This window comes from Bradyrhizobium sp. WSM1743 (assembly GCF_000473065.1).
Taxonomy (GTDB): domain Bacteria; phylum Pseudomonadota; class Alphaproteobacteria; order Rhizobiales; family Xanthobacteraceae; genus Bradyrhizobium.
In genome coordinates, this window is the sequence record NZ_AXAZ01000001.1 from 40,057 (window position 1) to 59,171 (window position 19,115).

General features: G+C 64.5%; 16 protein-coding genes and 2 pseudogenes. 11 read left to right on the top strand and 7 right to left on the bottom strand.

Going from position 1 to position 19,115, the window contains the following annotated elements; translation table 11 throughout:
- Positions 1-202: 202 nt before the first annotated feature.
- Positions 203-523: pseudogene (locus YU9_RS40530) on the bottom strand (winged helix-turn-helix transcriptional regulator); the annotation flags it as partial.
- On the opposite strand from YU9_RS40530, the pseudogene YU9_RS40535 reads away from it, so the two are divergent.
- The 5 genes and pseudogenes from YU9_RS40535 to YU9_RS0100260 all read left to right on the top strand — a co-directional run.
- A pseudogene (locus YU9_RS40535) lies at positions 521-964 on the top strand (SDR family NAD(P)-dependent oxidoreductase); the annotation flags it as partial. The pseudogenes YU9_RS40530 and YU9_RS40535 sit on opposite strands and share 3 nt — an antisense overlap.
- A 62-nt stretch (positions 965-1,026) precedes the next feature.
- Positions 1,027-2,028, top strand: a complete 1,002-nt coding sequence (locus YU9_RS0100245; protein ID WP_027570949.1) for a nitronate monooxygenase family protein — start codon at positions 1,027-1,029, stop codon at positions 2,026-2,028.
- 107 nt (positions 2,029-2,135) lie between these two features.
- Positions 2,136-2,555, top strand: a complete 420-nt coding sequence (locus YU9_RS0100250) for a hypothetical protein (protein WP_027570950.1) — start codon at positions 2,136-2,138, stop codon at positions 2,553-2,555.
- A gap of 396 nt (positions 2,556-2,951) precedes the next feature.
- The gene (locus tag YU9_RS0100255) at positions 2,952-4,517 is read left to right on the top strand and encodes an alkaline phosphatase (protein ID WP_027570951.1); all 1,566 of its coding nucleotides are present in this window, start codon (positions 2,952-2,954) and stop codon (positions 4,515-4,517) included.
- 262 nt (positions 4,518-4,779) lie between these two features.
- Positions 4,780-5,598 (top strand): aldo/keto reductase, encoded by an 819-nt coding sequence (locus YU9_RS0100260; protein WP_027570952.1) that lies wholly within the window; start codon positions 4,780-4,782, stop codon positions 5,596-5,598.
- 395 nt (positions 5,599-5,993) lie between these two features.
- Here the strand turns inward: YU9_RS0100260 and YU9_RS0100265 are convergent, their stop codons facing one another.
- Positions 5,994-6,446 (bottom strand): hypothetical protein, encoded by a 453-nt coding sequence (locus YU9_RS0100265; RefSeq protein WP_027570953.1) that lies wholly within the window; start codon positions 6,444-6,446, stop codon positions 5,994-5,996.
- Between the two features lie 158 nt (positions 6,447-6,604).
- On the opposite strand from YU9_RS0100265, the gene YU9_RS0100270 reads away from it, so the two are divergent.
- On the top strand, positions 6,605-6,877 hold the full coding sequence (locus YU9_RS0100270) for a helix-turn-helix domain-containing protein (RefSeq protein ID WP_027570954.1): 273 nt from the start codon (positions 6,605-6,607) through the stop codon (positions 6,875-6,877).
- A 2-nt stretch (positions 6,878-6,879) separates the two neighbouring features.
- Here the strand turns inward: YU9_RS0100270 and YU9_RS0100275 are convergent, their stop codons facing one another.
- Both YU9_RS0100275 and YU9_RS0100280 read right to left on the bottom strand, forming a co-directional pair.
- Positions 6,880-8,112, bottom strand: coding sequence for a PLP-dependent aminotransferase family protein (locus YU9_RS0100275; protein WP_027570955.1), 1,233 nt, complete (start codon positions 8,110-8,112; stop codon positions 6,880-6,882).
- A gap of 85 nt (positions 8,113-8,197) precedes the next feature.
- Entirely contained in the window at positions 8,198-8,725 is a 528-nt protein-coding gene (locus YU9_RS0100280; RefSeq protein ID WP_027570956.1) for a DUF3124 domain-containing protein, read from the bottom strand.
- 67 nt (positions 8,726-8,792) lie between these two features.
- Between YU9_RS0100280 and YU9_RS0100285 the strand changes: the two genes are divergently transcribed.
- The 4 genes from YU9_RS0100285 (at position 8,793) to YU9_RS0100300 (ending at position 14,204) form a co-directional block, all read left to right on the top strand.
- The gene (locus tag YU9_RS0100285; protein ID WP_027570957.1) at positions 8,793-10,523 is read left to right on the top strand and encodes a cation:proton antiporter; all 1,731 of its coding nucleotides are present in this window, start codon (positions 8,793-8,795) and stop codon (positions 10,521-10,523) included.
- 176 nt (positions 10,524-10,699) lie between these two features.
- Positions 10,700-11,776 (top strand): 3,4-dihydroxy-2-butanone-4-phosphate synthase, encoded by a 1,077-nt coding sequence (ribB, locus tag YU9_RS0100290; protein ID WP_027570958.1) that lies wholly within the window; start codon positions 10,700-10,702, stop codon positions 11,774-11,776.
- Between the two features lie 132 nt (positions 11,777-11,908).
- Entirely contained in the window at positions 11,909-13,123 is a 1,215-nt protein-coding gene (locus YU9_RS0100295; protein WP_024340297.1) for an acyl-CoA dehydrogenase, read from the top strand.
- A 157-nt stretch (positions 13,124-13,280) separates the two neighbouring features.
- Positions 13,281-14,204, top strand: coding sequence for an MBL fold metallo-hydrolase (locus YU9_RS0100300; protein ID WP_027570959.1), 924 nt, complete (start codon positions 13,281-13,283; stop codon positions 14,202-14,204).
- A gap of 108 nt (positions 14,205-14,312) precedes the next feature.
- On the opposite strand, the gene YU9_RS0100305 is transcribed toward YU9_RS0100300, so the two are convergent.
- A complete protein-coding gene (locus YU9_RS0100305; protein WP_027570960.1) occupies positions 14,313-15,167 on the bottom strand; it encodes a DUF1499 domain-containing protein in 855 nt (284 codons plus the stop codon).
- A gap of 268 nt (positions 15,168-15,435) precedes the next feature.
- Positions 15,436-17,064, bottom strand: coding sequence for a fatty-acid--CoA ligase (locus YU9_RS0100310; protein ID WP_027570961.1), 1,629 nt, complete (start codon positions 17,062-17,064; stop codon positions 15,436-15,438).
- A gap of 65 nt (positions 17,065-17,129) precedes the next feature.
- On the opposite strand from YU9_RS0100310, the gene YU9_RS0100315 reads away from it, so the two are divergent.
- Entirely contained in the window at positions 17,130-18,239 is a 1,110-nt protein-coding gene (locus YU9_RS0100315; RefSeq protein ID WP_027570962.1) for an extensin family protein, read from the top strand.
- Between the two features lie 36 nt (positions 18,240-18,275).
- On the opposite strand, the gene YU9_RS0100320 is transcribed toward YU9_RS0100315, so the two are convergent.
- Positions 18,276-18,962: a L,D-transpeptidase gene (locus tag YU9_RS0100320; RefSeq protein ID WP_027570963.1), complete on the bottom strand. Its 687-nt coding sequence runs from the start codon at positions 18,960-18,962 to the stop codon at positions 18,276-18,278.
- Positions 18,963-19,115 lie beyond the last annotated feature (153 nt).

A 19,115-nucleotide genomic window follows, 5' to 3' on the forward strand; every position in this document is an offset into this window, starting at 1 on the left:
TGCACACCCTCTCCCGCTTGCGGGAGAGGGTGTTTCCGCAACGGGACAATCCCCAAGAGGAGAAAGCCGTCACCCGGCGCCGCAGCCGATGCGAAGCATCGGCGTCTTACAGAACGGCGGCCAGAGGCCACCTATGCAGACCTCTCCCGCAAGCGGGAGAGGTGAGGCCGCGGCAATCGATTCAACCTAAAACCATTCCGCTTTAGGTCGTTCCAACACCTGCTTCCCTCCGCCCCGGCCCCGCATGCACGTGCACCTGCTTGGCACGCAGCACCTCGCCGCACTCCGAGCACACCATGACGGGATCGAACAGCTTGCCGCAAGTCTTGTGCTCGTGCAGCAGCGGGCGGCCGCGCTCGTCGCCCATATGGCTGTCGCCCCAATGCACCATCGCCATGATGACCGGATAGAGGTCGAGCCCCTTCTGGGTGAGGATGTATTCGTAGCGCTTTGGTGCCTCGGAATAGGGGACGCGGCGCAGGATGCCGAACCGGACCAGCTTCTTCAGCCGCTCCGAGAGCAGATCACCGAGCGCGTGTTCCGGAAAGTGTGGGAGATGGCCTGCTATTCCGGCTTCCTTGCAGGGCGCGAGGCCGCGCGGCTGATGCTGCCGCGCGGCGGCGGCAACATCTTCTTCACTGGTGCCACGGCCTCCTTACGCGGCGGCAGCGGCTTTGCCGCCTTTGCCAGCGCCAAGTTCGGCCTGCGCGCGATCGCGCAGGCGATGGCGCGCGAGCTCGGGCCGAAGAACATCCACGTCGCTCATCTCATCATCGACTCCGGGGTCGATACCGAATGGGTGCGCCAGCGCCGGCTCGAAGCGCTCGGGCCGAATGCGCTTGACAATCCCGACCTCCTGATGCCGCCGTCGTCGGTCGCCGATGCCTATTGGCAACTTTATCAACAGCCGAAGAGTGCCTGGACCTTCGAGATGGAGATCCGCCCGTTCGGAGAGAAATGGTGACCGCGGCGCAAAAGTCCGGCTAGACTGATCTCAACATCAAGCAAATTCCGGGAGGTACTTAAGTGAAGACCGCGATCACCGAATTGTTCGGCATCAAGCACCCCATCATTCAGGGCGGCATGCATTTCGTCGGCTTTGCCGAGCTGGCCGCTGCCGTCTCCAATGCCGGCGGGCTCGGCATCATCACCGGTCTCACGCAAAAGACGCCGGAATTGCTCGCGAAGGAGATCGCGCGCTGCCGCGACCTGACCGACAAGCCGTTCGGCGTGAACCTCACCTTCCTGCCGGCCTTCTCGGCGCCGCCCTATCCCGAATACATTGCGGCCATCGTCGAAGGTGGCATCAAGGCGGTGGAGACCGCGGGCCGCAGCCCGGAGGCCTACATGCCGGCGTTGAAGGCCGCCGGCATCAAGGTCATCCACAAATGCACGTCAGTTCGTCATTCGCTGAAGGCCGAGCGCATCGGCTGCGATGCCGTCAGCGTCGACGGTTTTGAATGCGGTGGACATCCGGGCGAGGACGACATTCCCAACATGATCCTGCTGCCGCGCGCGGCCGAGGAGTTGAAGATCCCGTTCGTCGCCTCCGGCGGCATGGCCGATGGACGCAGTCTGGTCGCGGCGCTGTCGCTGGGCGCGGCGGGCATGAACATGGGCACGCGCTTCATCGCCACCAAGGAAGCGCCGGTGCATCAGAACGTCAAGAACGCGCTGGTCGCGGCCACCGAGCTCGACACCCGCCTGATCATGCGGGCGCTGCGCAATACCGAGCGCGTCCTCAAGAACGCCAATGTCGACCGCCTGCTCGAGATCGAGCGCGAGAAGGGCACCAAGCTCACGATCGACGATATCCACGACCAGGTCGCGGGCGTCTATCCCAGGATCATGCTGGAAGGCCAGATGGACGCCGGCGCCTGGAGCTGCGGCATGGTCGCGGGCCTGATCCACGACATCCCATCCTGCAAAGAGCTCATTGATCGGATCATGGGCGAGGCGGAAACCATCATCCGTGGCCGCCTGATCGGGTTCCTGGACGGGACGGAAGCGACGCGAAAGGTCGCCTGACACCGCAAACTTCTTAACCACGGCCGCATTTGGCCGCTGGAATTGCGCGCGACGCCTCCTAAATAGGGGTAAATTCCCCCTTAATAAATCAATTTCAGGAGGCGTCCGTGGTCCTGAAAAGCGTTCCCTTCGCAATTGCTTTTGCCCTCGTGGTCGCAGGGGGTGGCGATGCGCGCGCTGACGACTACAAGCCCGACGAATATCTCGGCCTCGATCTCTCCAAGGCCGTGCTGTCGCCGAAGCGTCTTGGGCCAGAGACGCACTTCGCACCGGTCGCGCTCGAAGCGCGCGGCGGCAACGAGGCGCAGGCTCGCGCCGAGCCCATCGACGTGCCGAAGAAGGTTGCCGCCGAACGGGTCCGTGTGGCCGCGCCGAAGGTCGCGCATACGAAGAGCACCCAGCCGCGTGGCGCAGCACGCACCAGGCTGTCACATCGCCATGGCAATCCGCTCGATGCACAGGCGATGGACACGCGCATTCAGACCTGGCCCTGCCGCTCCGGCGGCATCTGCAACTGGAACCGATAATCGCAGCGTTCTCTTCGCCTCTCCCCGCTAGCGGCAGAGCTATCGCGTTTGATGGCGTCTTCCCTGCGGCGCATCCTTCGCGACGCCCGCCTCCGGCGGGCCCTCAGGATGAGGGCGGAGTGTGTGGCAGCTGTTTTGGCGGGCGCCGATGCCCGTTTAGCGTCATCCTGAGGGACCGCGAAGCGGTCGTCTCGAAGGACGATGCGTGCGCGCACGTCTTTCAAAAAGCCATATGCGATTGCCCTGCCGCAAGCGGGGCGCGGGAGCGCACCACCACCGGCGCTGCTCTTACGTCATCCCCGCGTCGTAAAACCGTAGGCGCGGAGTCAAGAAATCGTAAGCCGGTAGTCAAGGAGCGCAGGCACCTTCCGTCGCGATTCGACGAAGGTCTCCTGAATGGCAACGCTCCGCGCCTCGCGCGCATGGACCCGGCGGCAGTTCCTGGTTCGCTCCGCCTCCAGCCTCGCCACCGCATCGTTTGCGAAGCCTCACCTGAGCCGCGCCGCTGATCGCCCGCGGGTCGCAGGCGGCATCCAGTCCGGCGATGTCTCGGGCGGTTCGGCCGTGATCTGGGCGCGCGCCGACCGGCCCGCGCGGATGCAGGTGGAATGCTCGACCGTCGAGAGCTTCAAGGCGATCATCGCGTCAGCCTCCGGCGATGCGCTGCCTGACGCCGATCTCACCTCAAAACTGCTGCTGAACGATCTGCCTGCCGGGCAGGACATCTTCTACCGTGTGCGCTTCGACGACATTGCCACCGGTCTTGCCGGCGAAAGCCGGATCGGCCATTTCCGCACCGCGCCGGCAGCTGGCCAGTCGATCTCGTTTCTGTGGTCCAGCGACACCGCGGGGCAGGGCTGGGGCATCGACGTCTCCCGTGGCGGCTATCGCAGCTATCGGACCATGCTCGACAACCGTCCGGATTTCTTCATTCACTCCGGCGATCACATCTACGCGGACTGCACGATTCCCGCCGAACAAAAGCTGCCGAATGGCGAGACATGGCGCAACATCGTCACCGAGGAGAAATCCGAGGTCGCGCACACCCTGGCGCAGTTCCGCGGCAATTACAGATACAACCACCTCGACGAGCACTTCCGCGCCTTCCACGCGGAGGTGTCGATGTTCGCGCAATGGGACGATCACGAGGTGACCAACGACTGGTCGCCGATCGGCAGTTATGACGAGGCCGGCTGTGAGGACGACGGCACGCCGCGCCTGGTCGCGCGCGCCCGCCGCGCCTTTTTCGAATTCATGCCGATCCGCGACATCGGCGCGCGAAAAGGGCGCGTCTATCGCAAGATCGCCTACGGCCCGCTGCTGGACGTCTTCATGATCGACATGCGCAGCTACCGCGATGAGAGCTGGAACAAAGGCGATGATCGCCGCGGCTGGATCCTGGGTGCCGAGCAGCTCGCCTGGCTCAAGCGCGAGCTCGCCGCCTCGCGCGCGACCTGGAAAGTGATCGCGGCCGATCTGCCGATCGGCCTGATCAGCCTGGATGCCGTCGCGCTTGGCGATGGGCCGCCCGACCGACGCGAGCACGAGATCGCCGATCTGCTTTCCTCCATCAAGCGCGCCGGCATTCACAACATCGTCTGGCTCACTGCCGACATGCACTACACCGCCGCGCACTACTACGATCCGAACAAGGCGCAATTCCACGATTTCGACCCGTTCTGGGAGTTCGTCTCCGGCCCGCTGCATGCCGGCACCTGGGGGCCTGGCGAGCTCGACGACACCTTTGGCCCGGTCGCGATGTATCAGCATGGCTGCAGCGCAGCGCAGGGCGAGAACCTGGCGCCATGTTTCGGCTTGCAGTTCTTCGGCCGTGTCGACATCGATGGCACGACCGGGGTGATGACGGTCACCCTGAAAGACGTCGACAACCGCGACCTCTGGTCGGTCGACATCATACCGCAGCCGCAGGCACGATCGGCTGTGGTGGCGCAGCATTCGTGAGGGGTGGGTAATTCTCTCGGCATCGTCATGGCCGGGCTTGACCCGGCCATGCACGACTTGCCGCACGGCACGAAGAACGTGGATGCCCGGGACAAGCCCGGGCATGACGGTCGAGAAGTTCCTAACCCGATCTTGATTGGTCCCGCTCCGCCTCTCGCGCTATCATTGCTGCTCCCGCCACTTCTTTTCCATTACCGAAGGGTCTGTCGTCGCGGTCTCACCCGCGCGTCCGGCGGGATGAATTACCTCAGGAGCCTGTTTCATGGATCATCTGAAAACACGGGGCATCAGCATGCCCAAGCTCGGCCTCGGTACCTTCCGTATGCAAGGCGATGCCTGCCGTGCCGCGGTCGAGAGCGCGCTGTCGATCGGCTATCGCCACATCGATACTGCCGAGATGTATGCCAACGAGGAGCCGATCGGCTCGGCCATCGCGTCGTCCCGCGTGCCGCGCGGCGAGCTGCACGTCACCACAAAAGTCTGGCACGAGAACCTTGCCCCCGACGCGATCCGTCGCGCATTCGACGCCAGCCTGCAAAAGCTCCGGCTTGACTATGTCGACCTCTATCTCGTGCATTGGCCGTCGAGGGCTGCGAACTGGGGCGCGGTGTTCGAGACCCTGATGAAGCTCAAGGAGGAGGGGCGCACGCGGGCCATCGGGGTTGCCAATTTCACCACAGCGCTGCTCAAGGTCGCGGTCGAGGACATCAAGGCGCCGATCGCCTGCAACCAGGTCGAATATCACGCCATGCTCGATCAATCGAAGATGCTGGCCTATCTCAAGCCTAAGTCGATCCCGCTGGTTGCCTATTGTCCGCTGGCGCAGGGGCGTTTCGCGACCGATCCGGTGCTGGCCGACATCGGCGCCAGGCACGACGCGACCGCCGCGCAGGTCGCGTTGAAATGGCTGCTCGATCAGGGCGGCGTCGCTGCGATCCCGAAGGCCTCGCGTCGTGAGAGCCAGCAGGCCAATCTCGACGCGCTGAAGATCACGCTCGACGAGGCCGATCGCAGGAAGATCGTTGGGCTGGCGAAGGACAGACGCTGCGTCAATCCCGGCTTCGCACCGGCGTGGGATTAAAGCGGAATGGCTTTAGGTTGAATCGATGGCCGCGGCTCGTTCACCTCTCCCGCTTGCGGGAGAGGCGTAGGCCGCCTTCGGCGGCCGTCTCCTCAAAAAAGACGCCGAGGCAAAGCCTCGGCTATGGCGCAGCGCCGGGTGAGGGCTTTCTCTTCTTGGGGATTGTCCCATTGCGGAAGCACCCTCTCCCCACCCCTCTCCCGCGAGCGGGAGAGGGAGCGCACCTCCCTCGTTGCAGCGATCAAGCCTCGTTTCATCGCGCTTTAGGCGCTGTCACCCTCTGCCCTTGTGAGAGAAGGAAGAGAGCGCGCAAAGAAATGGCCCCCGCGAGGGGCCATTTTCATTCGTGTTGCGGATTAGCTGCCAGTGGCGATGGCTGCGCTTGATAATGGCGGCTAATCGCAGCGCTGCTGCGCGGGAGTTGGTGCGCCGGTGGCGACGTATTTGCCGTCCCTGATCGTGTACTCGCCGCGCTCGCTGCGATTGTAGATCGCGCGCAGGCTGCCGTCCTTCTGCAACAGCAGTCCAAATTCGCGCGCCTGGTGCAGCGCGGGGAAGTACACCATCACATCAAGCAGGCCCTCGGCGTTGACCGTGGCGGACACCACTTCGTTCTCGTCCCTGGCCTCGCCGAAATTGCGGCGGTACATCACCCGGCCGTCTTTCCGGATTTCGTAAGTCAAAAGCGCGCCCTTGTCGCGGTCGGGCCGGGCGCCGCAGTCGACAGCCCACGAGCCGAGCAGGCCCCATTGCCCCACGGTCGAGGCCAGCGTCTCGGCGCCGGCCATGGAGGTGAACGCGACCCACAGCACCGCAGCCGCGATCCAGCGGCCAAACCAACCCATCATGTCCTGAAAAACCCCGCCTCGAAGAATTCCAAAGTGTAGCATCACGCTGGCGGCCGTTCCACGGCAGCCGCCGATCGCTCGCGAATTTGATCCGCGTCAATGAAGCAGGGCGTCTCGAGGGTAAGATGGCATTCCCGAAGGCGAACGTGAATAGACCAATGCTGAATCAAGTCATGGATTTTGCGGACGAGGTGCTGCCGGGGAGCTGTGCCGTACCGCCTTATTCCGAGGCCGCGTTTCTGACCGAGCTGGGCGATCGCTTACGGTCCTCGCGCATGCGCTGCGACCTGTCGCGCCGGGAACTGGCCCGCCGCTCCGGGATCTCCGAGCGCTACATCGCCCAGATCGAGGCCGGCAAGGGCAACGTCTCGATCGCCCTGTTGCTGCGGCTGGCCTCCGCGATCCACAGCAGCCAGCCCCAGGCGGCCTGATATCAGGCTCGCTTCTCCACATTGGCGCTGCGGGCGGGCACGCCGAACTCCTTGCGGCAGACCTCGGCCAGCACGGCGACGCCATCGCGGATCTGCTGATGCGTCGGACTTGCAAAGCACAGCCGCAGCCGCGAGCTGGAATGATCCTTGCTGGTCGACCATTCCGGCCCCGGATTGATCGAGACGCCCGCCGCGAGCGCGGCCTGATACAGCTTCAGCGTATCGACCTGGTCGGGCAGCTTCACCCACAGGAAGATGCCGCCCTTCGGCTCCTCGAATTCGGCGGCCGTCCCGAACTGCTCGTTGAGCGCTTCCATCAGCGTGTCGAGCTTGGTGCGCAGCGCCTTCGTCAGCGCCGGCACATGGCTTGCGAAATGCGGCTTGCAATAGGTGGCGAGCACCATCTGCTCCAGCGCACCGGAGCCCGCATCCGTCTTCAGCGCCAGCATCCGCGACATCACCTCCCAGGGCGCCACGACGAAGCCGACGCGCAGCGCCGGCGCGATCGACTTGGAGAACGAGCCGATATGGATCACCCCGCCGTTCGGGCTCATCGCGTAGATGGCGGGCGGCCGCTGCCCCGACCAGACCAGGTCGGCATAGCAATCGTCCTCGAAGATGGGCACGCCGTATTCGGCCGCGAGCCGCACCAGCTCGGTGCGGCGGCTCTCGGGCATGACGCTGCCGGTCGGGTTCTGCACCGTCGGGATGGTGTAGATGTATTTCGGCCGGATCCCGCGGCCCTTCAGGTCGGCCAGCGTGGAGGACAGCAAGTCCATGCGCATGCCGTCCGCATCGAGCGGAATGCCGACGACATTGACGCCGAGCCGCGCCAGGCGCGTCAGGGCGCCCTGATAGCTCTCCTGCTCGAAGATCACCGTGTCGCCGCGCGTCAGCAGCGTGGCGTTGACGAGGTCGAGCGCCTGGAGCGAGCCGGAGACGATCAGGGGGTCGTCGACCGTGCAGTTGATGCCGGCATCGCGCTTGAGTTTCGTCACCAGGAATTCGCGCAAGGGAAGGTAGCCCTGCGGACCATGCGCCAGACCGTAAGTGGCGAGCGAGCGGCCCTCGCGCCGCAGCACCGTGTTGGTTGCTTCGATCAGCTCATCGAGCGGCACCTGTTCGGAATCGTTGTTGCCGCCGACGAAGCTGTATTTGGCAAGGCCCGTCCAGCGCGCAGAGGGGGCCGGCAGCCCTGCGGGAAACAGGGGCGCGAATTCGAAGCTGGACGTCATGGGAGCGTTCCTCGTTTTGTTCTTGTTGAGCGGCGGCTTTGCACCGACCGCCTTACTTCTTGCCGGCCGTCCTGGTCGGGCGGCCTCACTTCTTTGTGGCCGTCCTAGTCGGACGGCCCTGGCTGATGAAAGCGTAATGCGCGTTGGCGATGCCGCCAACCATCAAGGCTTCGACCACCGGCTCGGCGATATCGCCCGTGGCGGCCCAGTCGACGAGAAAATTGGCTCCGGTCCCGCCGCGCACGTCGTCGGTCGGAATGAAGATCGAGACGGTGGCGAGCGGCCTCAACGCCACCGGCGTCTTCAGATAGCTCTCGACCTGCTTGCCTGCGGTGTCGAAATAGGCGATGCGTTTGATGACCAGCGGCTGGGTCTCGGAGGCGTTGTGTATGCTGAGCGTCACCGAGAAGTCGACACGTAGCTTGCCCTGGCTCATCGCGACGCTGGAATAGGCGGGCACGTAGAAGCCGCCGGAAACGGCGAGGTCCTCCTTCGGCAGCGGGGTGAGCGAATCAGCAAAGTTTTGTTCGATATTGACCTTGGATTGCGCGGCGGCGGGCACGGCAAAGGCGAGGGGACTTAGCAGCATGGCTGCGATGAGCCCATTCCGCATGTGACGAATTGCTCGCTTGTCGCACCGCAACCCGTCTCTAGGGTGCGGCAAAACGGACCAATTTGGCATGCACGAGCTCATTCGCGACATCACTCTCTCTATCCTGTTTGCCTGGATGCTGGGCCTGCTCGCCCATTTCGCCCGGCAACCGCTGATCCTGGCCTACCTTATCGCCGGCTTCTGCATAGGTCCATTCGGCGCCGGCTGGGTCCATTCGCAGGAATCGATCAGCGTCATCTCCGAGCTTGGCCTGATCTTCATGCTGTTCATGATCGGGCTGGAGATCGACCTGAAGAAGATCGTGCGGGCAGGGCGGGTGATCCTGTTTGCGGCGGGCAGCCAGCTGCTCGGCGGCTGTCTGCTTGGGGTTCTGTTCTTCGTCGGCATCGGCCTGTCGCTCGGCGGCGGGCATTTCGATGCGGTCTATCTCTGCGTCGCCTGCGCGCTGTCGAGCACCGTCATCATCGTCAAGGTGCTCTACGAGAAACGCGAGCTCGATACGCTGCCGGGCCGCATCACCCTCGGCATCCTGGTGCTCCAGGACATCTTCGCCATCCTGTTCCTGGCGGTGCAGCCGAGCCTGGCCAATCTGCAGGTCAGCGTCATCCTGCTCTCGATCGGCCGCGTCGCCGTGCTGGTCGCTGCCGCGCTGCTGGTGAGCCGCTACGTGCTGCCGCGCCTGTTCCACCAGATCGCGCGGCGGCCCGAGCTGATCCTGCTCGGCGCGCTCGCCTGGTGCTTCCTCGTCGCCGAGACCGCTGAGCGGCTCTCGCTGTCGCGCGAGATGGGCGCGCTGATCGCCGGCGTCTCGCTCTCGACCTTCCCCTACGCGCTCGACGTCACCGCCAAGGTCACCACGCTCCGCGACTTCTTCATCACGCTGTTCTTCGTCGCGCTCGGCATGACCATTCCCGTGCCCGGCCTCTCGGTGATTGGCCTTGCCTTGATGATCGCGGCGTTCACGGTGGTGAGCCGCCTCGTTACCACGTTCACCCCGCTTTACCTGATGAAGCAGGGCCTACGCGCCAGCCTGTTGCCGGCGCTGAACCTTGCGCAGATCTCCGAGTTCTCGCTGGTGGTGATCCAGACCGGTGTCGCCGACCACCACATCGCAGCCGAGACGGCGAATGCGGCCTCTTTCGCCTTCGTGGTGCTGGCGGTGCTCTCCACCTTCGTGATGACCCGCAGCGACGAGATCACCCGCTGGGCGATCGGCCCGTTGAAGCGGATCGGCCTGCGCGATCTCGACCATGGCAACGGCCATGCCGAGGAGGGGCACGAGGGCGCCCATGGCGAGGCCCGCCGCATCGTCATCCTCGGTTTTTTCCGTGCGGCGAGCGCGCTGCTGGCCGAGATCGAACGGCAGACGCCGGTGCTGCTCGAGCAGATCACCGTGGTCGATTTCAACCCCAATGTGTACCAGACCCTGCTCTCGCGCGGCTTGCACGTGATCTACGGCGACATCAGCAATGTCGACACGCTGCTCCACGCCGGCATCGGCAAGTCCGAGATGATCATCCTCAGCGTGCCGGATTCGCTGCTGAAGGGCGCCACCAACGAGAAGCTGGTCCGCCACGTCCGCGCACTCAATCCGAACGCCCTGATCGTCGCCACGGCCGATCTCCTGGCCGACGTCGGTGCGCTCTACGAGGCCGGCGCCAGCTATGTCACCGTGACCCGGCTCAGCGACGCCCACGAGCTGTTTACGGTGATCGAAGCCGCCCAGGCCGGCCTTCTGGCCGACAAGCGCGCCGAGCTCGATCAGCGGCTCGGCGAGCGGCGCGAAGTGCTGCCCTGACCGCGCCCGGCCGCCTTCCTTTCCGGCGGTCGGCGCCTATATCCTTGGTATCTTCGGTGCAAGCCTGAACCACCCTGGCAGGCTTGCCGTCCGGCATATGTGGTTGCGCTGGGAAGACTAGCGCCCCGGCTCAAGTCCGGCTAAGCCTCCCGGCCATAACCGATAGAGATTGGGAAATGCCCGATAGCATTCAGGAAGTCTTGCAGGCCTTTGCCCGGGGCGAGCTCGTCGTCGTCACCGATGATGAGGATCGCGAGGGCGAGGGCGATCTGATCGTCGCTGCCTCGCTCTGCACCGCCGAGAAGATGGCGTTCATCATCCGTCATACCTCCGGCATCGTCTGCGCGCCCGTGACGACCGAGGACGCGCGCCGCCTGCGGCTCGATCCGATGGTCGCCCACAACGATTCCGCGCACACCACCGCGTTCACGGTCTCGGTCGACTACAAGCCCGATGGCGGCACCGGCATCTCCGCCGAGGAGCGCGCCTCGTGCTGCCGCGCGCTTGCCAATCCCAATGTCGGCGCCAACGACTTCGCCCGGCCAGGCCACATCTTCCCCCTGATCGCCAAGGACGGCGGCGTGCTGCTGCGCTCCGGCCACACCGAGGCCGCCGTCGATCTCTGCAAGCTCTCCGGCCTGCCGCCGGTCGGTGTCATCAGCGAGCTGATGAACGACGACGGCAGCGTGATGAAGGGCGAGCAGGTCGCGCAGTTCGCCGCCAGGCACAAGCTCAAGCACGTCACCATCGCGGACATGATCGCCTACCGCCAGGCGCGCGAGAAGCTGATCGAGCGGGTCTCGACCTTCGTCACCGAGAGCCCGATCGGTCCCTTGCAGGGCTATGCCTACCGCTCGCCGTTCGATTCCATCGCGCACGTCGCCTTCGTCTACAACGGCGTCGGCGACGGCAAGAACGTGCTGACGCGCTTCCACAAGCCGAACATCGTCAAGGACACCTTCACCGGCCACAAGCGCATGGCGGTCGTGCTCGAGCATTTCAAGAAATCGGGCCGTGGCGTGCTGGTTTACTTGCGTGACGGCGCGGCCGGTGTCCCCGTGGCGCCACTGCCGGACGAGTCGTCGACGGAGGCTGACCGCAACCGCCAGTGGCGCGAGGTCGGCGTTGGCGCGCAGATCCTGCGCGACCTCGGCGTCACCTCGATCCGGCATCTCACCTCCTCGGTGCACGACTACAAGGGTCTGTCGGGTTTCGGCATCGAGATCGTCGCCAACGAGCAGCTCGAAACCTGACCACGTCGCTTCCAGGTGCGCGCCGTTGCACCGCCCCGGAACGATCGAAACCAGGATGCAATTGAACTTGTTGCCGCGGCGCTTTAATTTGTCGGGCAATTATCGACGGAACCAGACGCGAAAGGACGTTTCATGAGCGTGCGCCCTCAGGCCAAGGACAAGCCGGCTGCGGCTTCTTTCCAGTGGGACGATCCGTTCCTGCTCGACGAGCAGCTCACCGAAGACGAGCGCATGGTGCGCGATACCGCCCGCGCCTACGCCCAGGACAAGCTGCTGCCGCGCGTCTCCAAGGCCTATCTCGAAGAGAAGACCGACCGCGAGATCTTCAACGAGATGGGCGAGCTCGGCCTGATCGGCATCACGCTGCCGGAGGAATACGGCTGCGCCAATGCGAGCTACGTCGCCTATGGCCTCGTCGCGCGCGAGATCGAGCGGGTCGATTCCGGCTATCGCTCGATGAACTCGGTGCAGTCCTCGCTGGTGATGTACCCGATCTACGCCTATGGCGACGAGAACCAGCGCAAGAAGTACCTGCCGAAGCTCGCCAGCGGCGAGTGGGTCGGCTGCTTCGGTCTGACGGAGCCCGACGCCGGCTCCGATCCGGCCGGCATGAAGACCCGCGCGGAGAAGGTCTCGGACGGCTATCGCCTCACCGGCAGCAAGATGTGGATCTCGAACGCGCCGATCGCCGACGTGTTCGTGGTCTGGGCCAAGTCGGCCGCGCACGACAACCAGATCCGCGGCTTCGTGCTGGAGAAGGGCATGAAGGGCCTCTCCGCCCCGAAGATCGGCGGCAAGCTCTCACTTCGCGCCTCCATCACCGGTGAGGTCGTGATGGACGGCGTCGTGGTTCCGGAAGACGCCCTGCTGCCCAACGTCTCCGGCCTCAAGGGCCCGTTCGGCTGCCTCAACCGCGCCCGTTACGGCATCTCCTGGGGTGCGTTAGGGGCCGCCGAGGACTGCATGCACCGCGCCCGCCAGTACACGCTCGACCGCAAGCAGTTCGGCAAGCCGCTCGCCGCGACCCAGCTCGTGCAGAAGAAGCTCGCGGACATGGAAACTGAGATCGCGCTGGGCCTGCAAGCCTCGTTGCGCGTCGGCCGCCTGATGGACGAGGGCAAGTTCGCGCCCGAGATGATCTCGATCGTCAAGCGCAACAATTGCGGCAAGGCTCTCGATATCGCCCGCACCGCCCGCGACATGCACGGCGGCAACGGCATCTCGATCGAGTATCACGTGATGCGCCACGTCCATAATCTCGAGACGGTCAACACCTACGAGGGCACCCACGACGTCCACGCCCTGATCCTCGGCCGCGCCATCACGGGCATTCAGGCGTTTTTCTGATTTGGTTCTCCGTCATTCCGGGGCGATGCGAAGCATCGAACTCTGGTGCGCAATTGCGCACCTGAGAATTTCGGGCCGCATCGCTCCTGTTCATCGAGATTCCGGGTCTGGCCCTCGCGGGCCAGCCCGGAATGACGTCAAAGAACAAAGAGAAGCCATGTCCGACAATGACGACGTCCCGTTCAACCGCAATTTTCCGCTGAAAGCCGGCATCGTCGAGGAGGTCCGCCCCGGTGTGCGGCGCGTGCTCTGCAACAATCCCAGCCCGTTCACCTTCACCGGCACGGTCAGCTACATCGTCGGCAAGGGCAATGTCGCGATCATCGATCCCGGTCCAGATGACGAGGCGCATGCGGCGGCGCTGCTCGATGCCGTGCGGGGCGAGACGGTGACGCACATCTTCGTCACCCACACCCATCGCGATCATTCGCCGAACACCGCGCGGATCAAGGTGGCGACGGGGGCCACCGTCTACGCTGAGGGCCCGCATCGCGCCTCGCGGCCGCGTTTCGAGAGCGAGAAGCACAATCCAGAGTCCGGCGCCGACCGCGATTTTGCGCCGGACGTCAACCTCGCACACGGCGACGTCGTGGAAGGCGACGGCTGGCGGCTCGAGGCCGTGGCGACGCCCGGCCACACAGCCAATCATCTGGCATTCGCCTGGCCCGAGCGAAAGTTCAATTTCGTGGGCGACCACGTGATGGGCTGGTCGACCTCGATCGTGGCGCCGCCCGACGGCTCGATGACCGACTACATGGCCTCGCTGGACCGGCTCGCGGCGCGCGAGGAGGATCTCTATTTCTCAGGCCACGGCCCCGAGATTCCCGAGGGCCCGCGCTTTGCGCGCTTCCTGATCCGTCACCGCAAGGCGCGTGAGGCCTCGATCCTGCACCGCCTTGCCAAGGGCGAGACCGACATCCCGACCATGGTCCGCGCGATCTATATCGGCATCGATCCGAGGCTGACGACGGCCGCCGGCTACTCCGTGCTGGCGCACCTAGAAGACCTGGTCGCTCGCGGCGTGGTCGCGACCGAGGGCGATCCCGTGATCGGCGGGACGTATCGGATGGCGAACGCTTAACCTCTCGTCATTCCGGGGCGATGCGCAGCACCGAACCCGGAATCTCGCGCCACAATCTCGAGATCCCGGGTTCGCCGCCTTGCGGCGCCCCGGGATGACGCGGGCGCGTCACTTCTTCACCGTCTTCGCCGGCGCCTTGGGCGGCGCGACCGGCGTCTTCTTTACTGGCTTGAGCGCGTCAGCATCGGCGGCGGTGTTGAGATCGTCGATGAATTTCTTGACGCGCGCGGCGTTGCTGCCGAGATCGCTGTCGAAATTACGCGAAGCCGAACGGATATCGACGCGGGAATCATCGCCATCCGGCACGACCCTTATCGAAACGTCTTCGCGGAAACCCATGATCGGCGTGCGCGCGACCGCTTCGATGCGGCCGATGCGGCGCGGGGGCTGCGGTGCGCGTTCATCGATCACGATCCATTTACGCTTGTGGACGAGCTGGAGCGCGATCGCATAGGCGCGGTCGACAGAAATCTCGAGCTCGACGGGCTCGATGTCGGGATGGAAGTGGCGCTGCTGCTCCGCCGAATAGAGGCCGGCGTAGACCGCGGGGTTGGTGCCTTCGCCGGTACGCAGCCGCGCCAGCGCCTCGAAGCGCGGCGGATCGATCGGGTCGGTGGTGATATCGTAAATCGACGGCAGCTTACGATATTGCAGGCCGAGATAGGCGGGATAGGCGAGGATCGCCCCGTCGATCAGGAAGGCGAGCAGGATGCGCGCCATGCCACGCGAGCCATTCTGCCAGATCGCGGCAAAGCCGGCGAGCCCGAACAAGATCGAGAGGCCGGCGATCGCGAGCCCGCCGAAGAAAGTTACAAGCGCCGGCTTCGGCTCCAGGAAATCGAAGCGGACGATGATGACCGACACCACCACCGCCACCACCGCGAACACCGCCAGATTGCGCGCCCAGCTCGCGAGGCTGGACACGGGCTCCGACTGGTAGGGAGCGGAAAACCTGCGGGCCATCGGGGGAGCTCTGCCGGATGTTGAGGGCGGCGCCAGCCGATGTGGCGCGACGATGCGCCGTTGAGACCACGGCCCGGAGGCAAATTCAAGGGTCGTACCACCCTCCCCTGGAGGGGGAGGGTCGATCGCGCGAAGCGCGAGCGGGGTGGGGTGACAGTCTATCCGTTGAGGCGGTGCCCGTGTGCAGAGATCACCCCACCCCGTCTCACATTCCGCTTCGCTCCATGTGAGCCGACCCTCCCCCTCCAGGGGAGGGTGCCACCTCCCGTCAAGCCGCCGCGTTCGGGAAGCGGTAATCCCTAAACTGGTCGCGCAGTGCCGTCTTCAGGATCTTGCCCGTCGCGGTATGCGGGATGGCGTCGACGAAGACGACATCGTCGGGCATCCACCATTTGGCGATCTTGCCATCCATGTATTTGAGGATGTCCTCGCGTGTGGCCTGCTGGCCCTGCCTGAGCTGCACGATCAATAGCGGCCTCTCATCCCATTTGGGATGGAACACGCCGATCACGGCGGCTTCCGCCACGGCCGGGTGGCCGACCGCGAGGTTTTCGAGGTCGATCGAGGAGATCCACTCGCCGCCGGACTTGATCACGTCCTTGGAGCGGTCGGTGATCCGCATGTAGCCGTCCTCGTCGATCGTCGAGACGTCGCCGGTGTCGAAGAAGCCTTCCTCGTCGAGGATATTGGTGTCGACGTGGTAATAGGCCTTGGCGACGGCGGGCCCGGAGACCTTGAGGCGGCCGAAGGTCTTGCCGTCCCAGGGCAGCTCCTTGCCGGCGTCGTCGGTGATCTTCATCTGCACGCCGAAGGGCGCATAACCCTGCATCTGAAGCACGTCGAGCTTGGCATCGCCCGTTGCGTTCTGGAACGGCGGCTTCAGCGCCGCGACGCTGCCAATCGGGCTCATTTCGGTCATGCCCCAGGCGTGGCGGACGTTCGAGCCCATGTCGAGGAAGGCCTTGATCATCGAGCGCGGCATCGCCGAGCCGCCGCAGATCACCATCTTCAGGTCGGGCAGCTTCAGATTGTTGGCGGCCATGTGCTGGAGCAGCATCAGCCACACCGTCGGCACGCCGGCGGTGTGCGTTACCTTCTCGATCGAGAGCAGCTCATAGACCGAGGCGCCGTCGAGCTTGGCGCCGGGCATCACCAGCTTGGTGCCCTGCGAGGGCGCGGAGAAGGCGATGCCCCAGCTGTTGGCGTGGAACAGCGGAACCACCGGCAGCATCGTCTCGGACGCACTGGTGCCGAGCGCGTCGACATTGTTGGCCATCAGCGCGTGCAGCACGTTGGAGCGATGCGAGTACAGCACGCCCTTCGGGTCGCCCGTGGTGCCCGACGTGTAGCACATCGCGGCCGCCGTGTTCTCGTCAAAGTCCTTCCATTTGAACTTGCCGTCAGCCTCGGCAATCCAGTCCTCGTAGGCGACCACATTCTTCAGCGTGGTCTCAGGCATGTGCGCCTTGTCGGTGAGCACGATGTAGCGCTCCACGCTTGGCAGCTTGTCGGCGATCTTTTCCAGGATCGGAACGAAGGTGATGTCGGTCATCACGATGCGGTCCTGCGCATGATTGATGATCCATGCGATCTGCTCGGGGAAAAGGCGGGGATTGACGGTATGGCAGATGGCGCCGATCCCCATGATGCCGTACCAGACCTCGAGATGGCGCCAGGTGTTCCAGGCGATCGTTGCGACACGGTCGCCGAGCTTGATGCCGTCGTGTTCGAGCATCTGCGAGACCTTGAGCGCGCGCTTGTGGATCTCGGCGTAGTTGGTGCGATGGATCGGTCCCTCGACCGAGCGCGTGACCACCTCCTGCTTGCCATGAATCCTGGCGGCGTGTTCGATGATCCGGTGGCAGAGCAGGGGCCAATCTTGCATCAAACCAAGCATTCCGACGTTCCTCCGAGAAGTCGCTGGGCGCTTTGTCGCTCTCAGCGTTGGGCCAAAGAATTGACATGACTTTTAGCCTGCCGGACTTTCGCCGCAAATGGTCTTGTCGCGGCTATATGTCCGCTGGCGCGGCAATGGTTACCGCTGCGCTCGGGCTGGTGCTTCTGCTTGCCGAGAGGGCAGAGGCGCGGAAATATCCTGCCCCACTCGATATCTTCGGCCTTGGTACACCACGGCCGCGCGCGGCTGTTCATGCCGCCAGGACTCCGCTGCCAAGACCGCGCCCTGAAGAGGCCCCCAAGGCGCTGGAAAAGGCACCGGAGGAGGCGCCGGCGGAGGCTGAGGGAAAGCCGTCTCCGGACCAACCGAGCGCCGACAAGCCTGCCGATGCCGCATCGCCACCCCAGAAACAGCCCTCAGCCTGCCGCCTCGCGCTGACCGAGGACGTTGCGATCGCGCCCTCAATTCCGGATATCCGCGGCCCCGGCGCGTGCGGCGGCGAGGATCTGGTGCGGCTGGAAGCCATCGTGCTGCCGGACAAGCGCAAGGTGACGGTCAAGCCGGCGGCAATCCTTCGCTGCACCATGGCGTCCGCAATCGTCGACTGGGTGCGCAAGGATATGGTGCCGCTGGCCGCCAGCCTCGGCTCGCCCATCAGCGAGCTCGACAATTTCGATTCCTTCGAATGCCGCGGCCGCAACCGCGTCGCTGGCGCGATGCTGTCCGAGCATGGCAAGGCCAATGCCATCGACATCCGCGCCATCAAGCTCGCCAATGGGCAGTCGATCGGCCTCACAGACCGCACCGTGTCGCGCGAGGTGCGCGAGCGCGTGCTGCACTCGGTCTGCACGCGCTTCTCCACCGTGCTCGGTCCGGGCTCGGATTGGTACCACGAGGACCATATCCATCTTGATCTCGCGCTGCGGCGCAACGACTACCGGATCTGCCAGTGGAATGTCTGGGATCCCCTGCCGCAGGTTGCTCCGCTCTTGCCGGCGGAACGTCCAGAGGAGGCGCCGCCGCGCGAGGCGGCGGCCACGCCCGAGGCACAGGGAGGTGCTGACGATGAGGCGGCGGAGAAATCCTCTCCGCCCGAGGACAAGCCGGCGTCGGAGCAGAAGGCTCAATCGTCCAAACCGGCAACAAACAAGCCGGCAACAAAAAAGCGCCGGTAAAACCGGCGCTTTTGGATTTCAGAGATCAGGAGGCGATCAGTAGCTGCCCGCTTGGCCGGTCTGACTGCTGCCGAGCGCCAGCCGCGAGTTGTAGGGCGAGTCGCCGTGCTTCGGCTCGAGCACCACGACGATGGTGCCGACCTTCACCCGGTTATAGAGGTCGATCGCGTCCTCATTGGTCAGGCGAATGCAGCCCGACGAGATCGAGGCGCCGATATATTCCGGCTGGTTGGTGCCGTGGATGCGGAACAGCGTGTCCTTGCCGCCAGAATAGAGGTACATCGCACGCGAGCCCATCGGATTGTCCGGACCGGGCGCGACATAGGTCGGCACGCCCAGGCGCGAAATCTCACCCGGTGTCGGATGCCAAGCCGGCCATTCGGTCATGCTGCCGACCTTGGCGATGCCAGACCAGGCCATAGCCTCCTCGCCGACAGTGATGCCGTAACGGATCGCCTTGCCCCCCTCCAGCACGTAGTAGAGATAGTGGTTGTCGGAATCGACCACGATCGAACCCGGGGACTCCTTGCGGTGGTATTCGACGATCGCGCGGCGGAACGGCTCTGCAACGGGGGTGTTCTCGTACCGGACCTTGGCCAGGAGTTCCTTGTCCTTCGGCTTGAAGGCCTTGGTGTCGGTCGCCTCATAGTGCGTGGCCTGCATACAGCCCGACAGCATCAGGCCAGCGGCCAAAATCCCAAACTTAACTTTCAGCGACGACATGGTTTGGTTCCAATCAAAACAATACCGTGCGGAACGCCTGAGCTTAGCGCCCAAGTTCCTCGACTCCGTTAATCCCCATTATCGTCGAAATCTGCCACAATTCCAGCGCTGAAGCCCTTTTCCCGCGCTGCAAGAGCCCAGCTGTGGCTTTTC

Excerpts from the sequence above, each read along its gene's own strand:
- YU9_RS0100255 (WP_027570951.1), top strand. The coding sequence starts at position 2,952 with ATGGCAACGCTCCGCGCCTCGCGCGCATGGACCCGGCGGCAGTTCCTG.
- YU9_RS0100260 (WP_027570952.1), top strand. The coding sequence starts at position 4,780 with ATGGATCATCTGAAAACACGGGGCATCAGCATGCCCAAGCTCGGCCTC.
- YU9_RS0100265 (WP_027570953.1), bottom strand. The coding sequence starts at position 6,446 with ATGATGGGTTGGTTTGGCCGCTGGATCGCGGCTGCGGTGCTGTGGGTC.
- YU9_RS0100270 (WP_027570954.1), top strand. The coding sequence starts at position 6,605 with ATGCTGAATCAAGTCATGGATTTTGCGGACGAGGTGCTGCCGGGGAGC.
- YU9_RS0100275 (WP_027570955.1), bottom strand. The coding sequence starts at position 8,112 with ATGACGTCCAGCTTCGAATTCGCGCCCCTGTTTCCCGCAGGGCTGCCG.
- YU9_RS0100280 (WP_027570956.1), bottom strand. The coding sequence starts at position 8,725 with ATGCGGAATGGGCTCATCGCAGCCATGCTGCTAAGTCCCCTCGCCTTT.
- YU9_RS0100285 (WP_027570957.1), top strand. The coding sequence starts at position 8,793 with ATGCACGAGCTCATTCGCGACATCACTCTCTCTATCCTGTTTGCCTGG.
- ribB (WP_027570958.1), top strand. The coding sequence starts at position 10,700 with ATGCCCGATAGCATTCAGGAAGTCTTGCAGGCCTTTGCCCGGGGCGAG.
- YU9_RS0100295 (WP_024340297.1), top strand. The coding sequence starts at position 11,909 with ATGAGCGTGCGCCCTCAGGCCAAGGACAAGCCGGCTGCGGCTTCTTTC.
- YU9_RS0100300 (WP_027570959.1), top strand. The coding sequence starts at position 13,281 with ATGTCCGACAATGACGACGTCCCGTTCAACCGCAATTTTCCGCTGAAA.
- YU9_RS0100305 (WP_027570960.1), bottom strand. The coding sequence starts at position 15,167 with ATGGCCCGCAGGTTTTCCGCTCCCTACCAGTCGGAGCCCGTGTCCAGC.
- YU9_RS0100310 (WP_027570961.1), bottom strand. The coding sequence starts at position 17,064 with ATGCTTGGTTTGATGCAAGATTGGCCCCTGCTCTGCCACCGGATCATC.
- YU9_RS0100315 (WP_027570962.1), top strand. The coding sequence starts at position 17,130 with ATGACTTTTAGCCTGCCGGACTTTCGCCGCAAATGGTCTTGTCGCGGC.
- YU9_RS0100320 (WP_027570963.1), bottom strand. The coding sequence starts at position 18,962 with ATGTCGTCGCTGAAAGTTAAGTTTGGGATTTTGGCCGCTGGCCTGATG.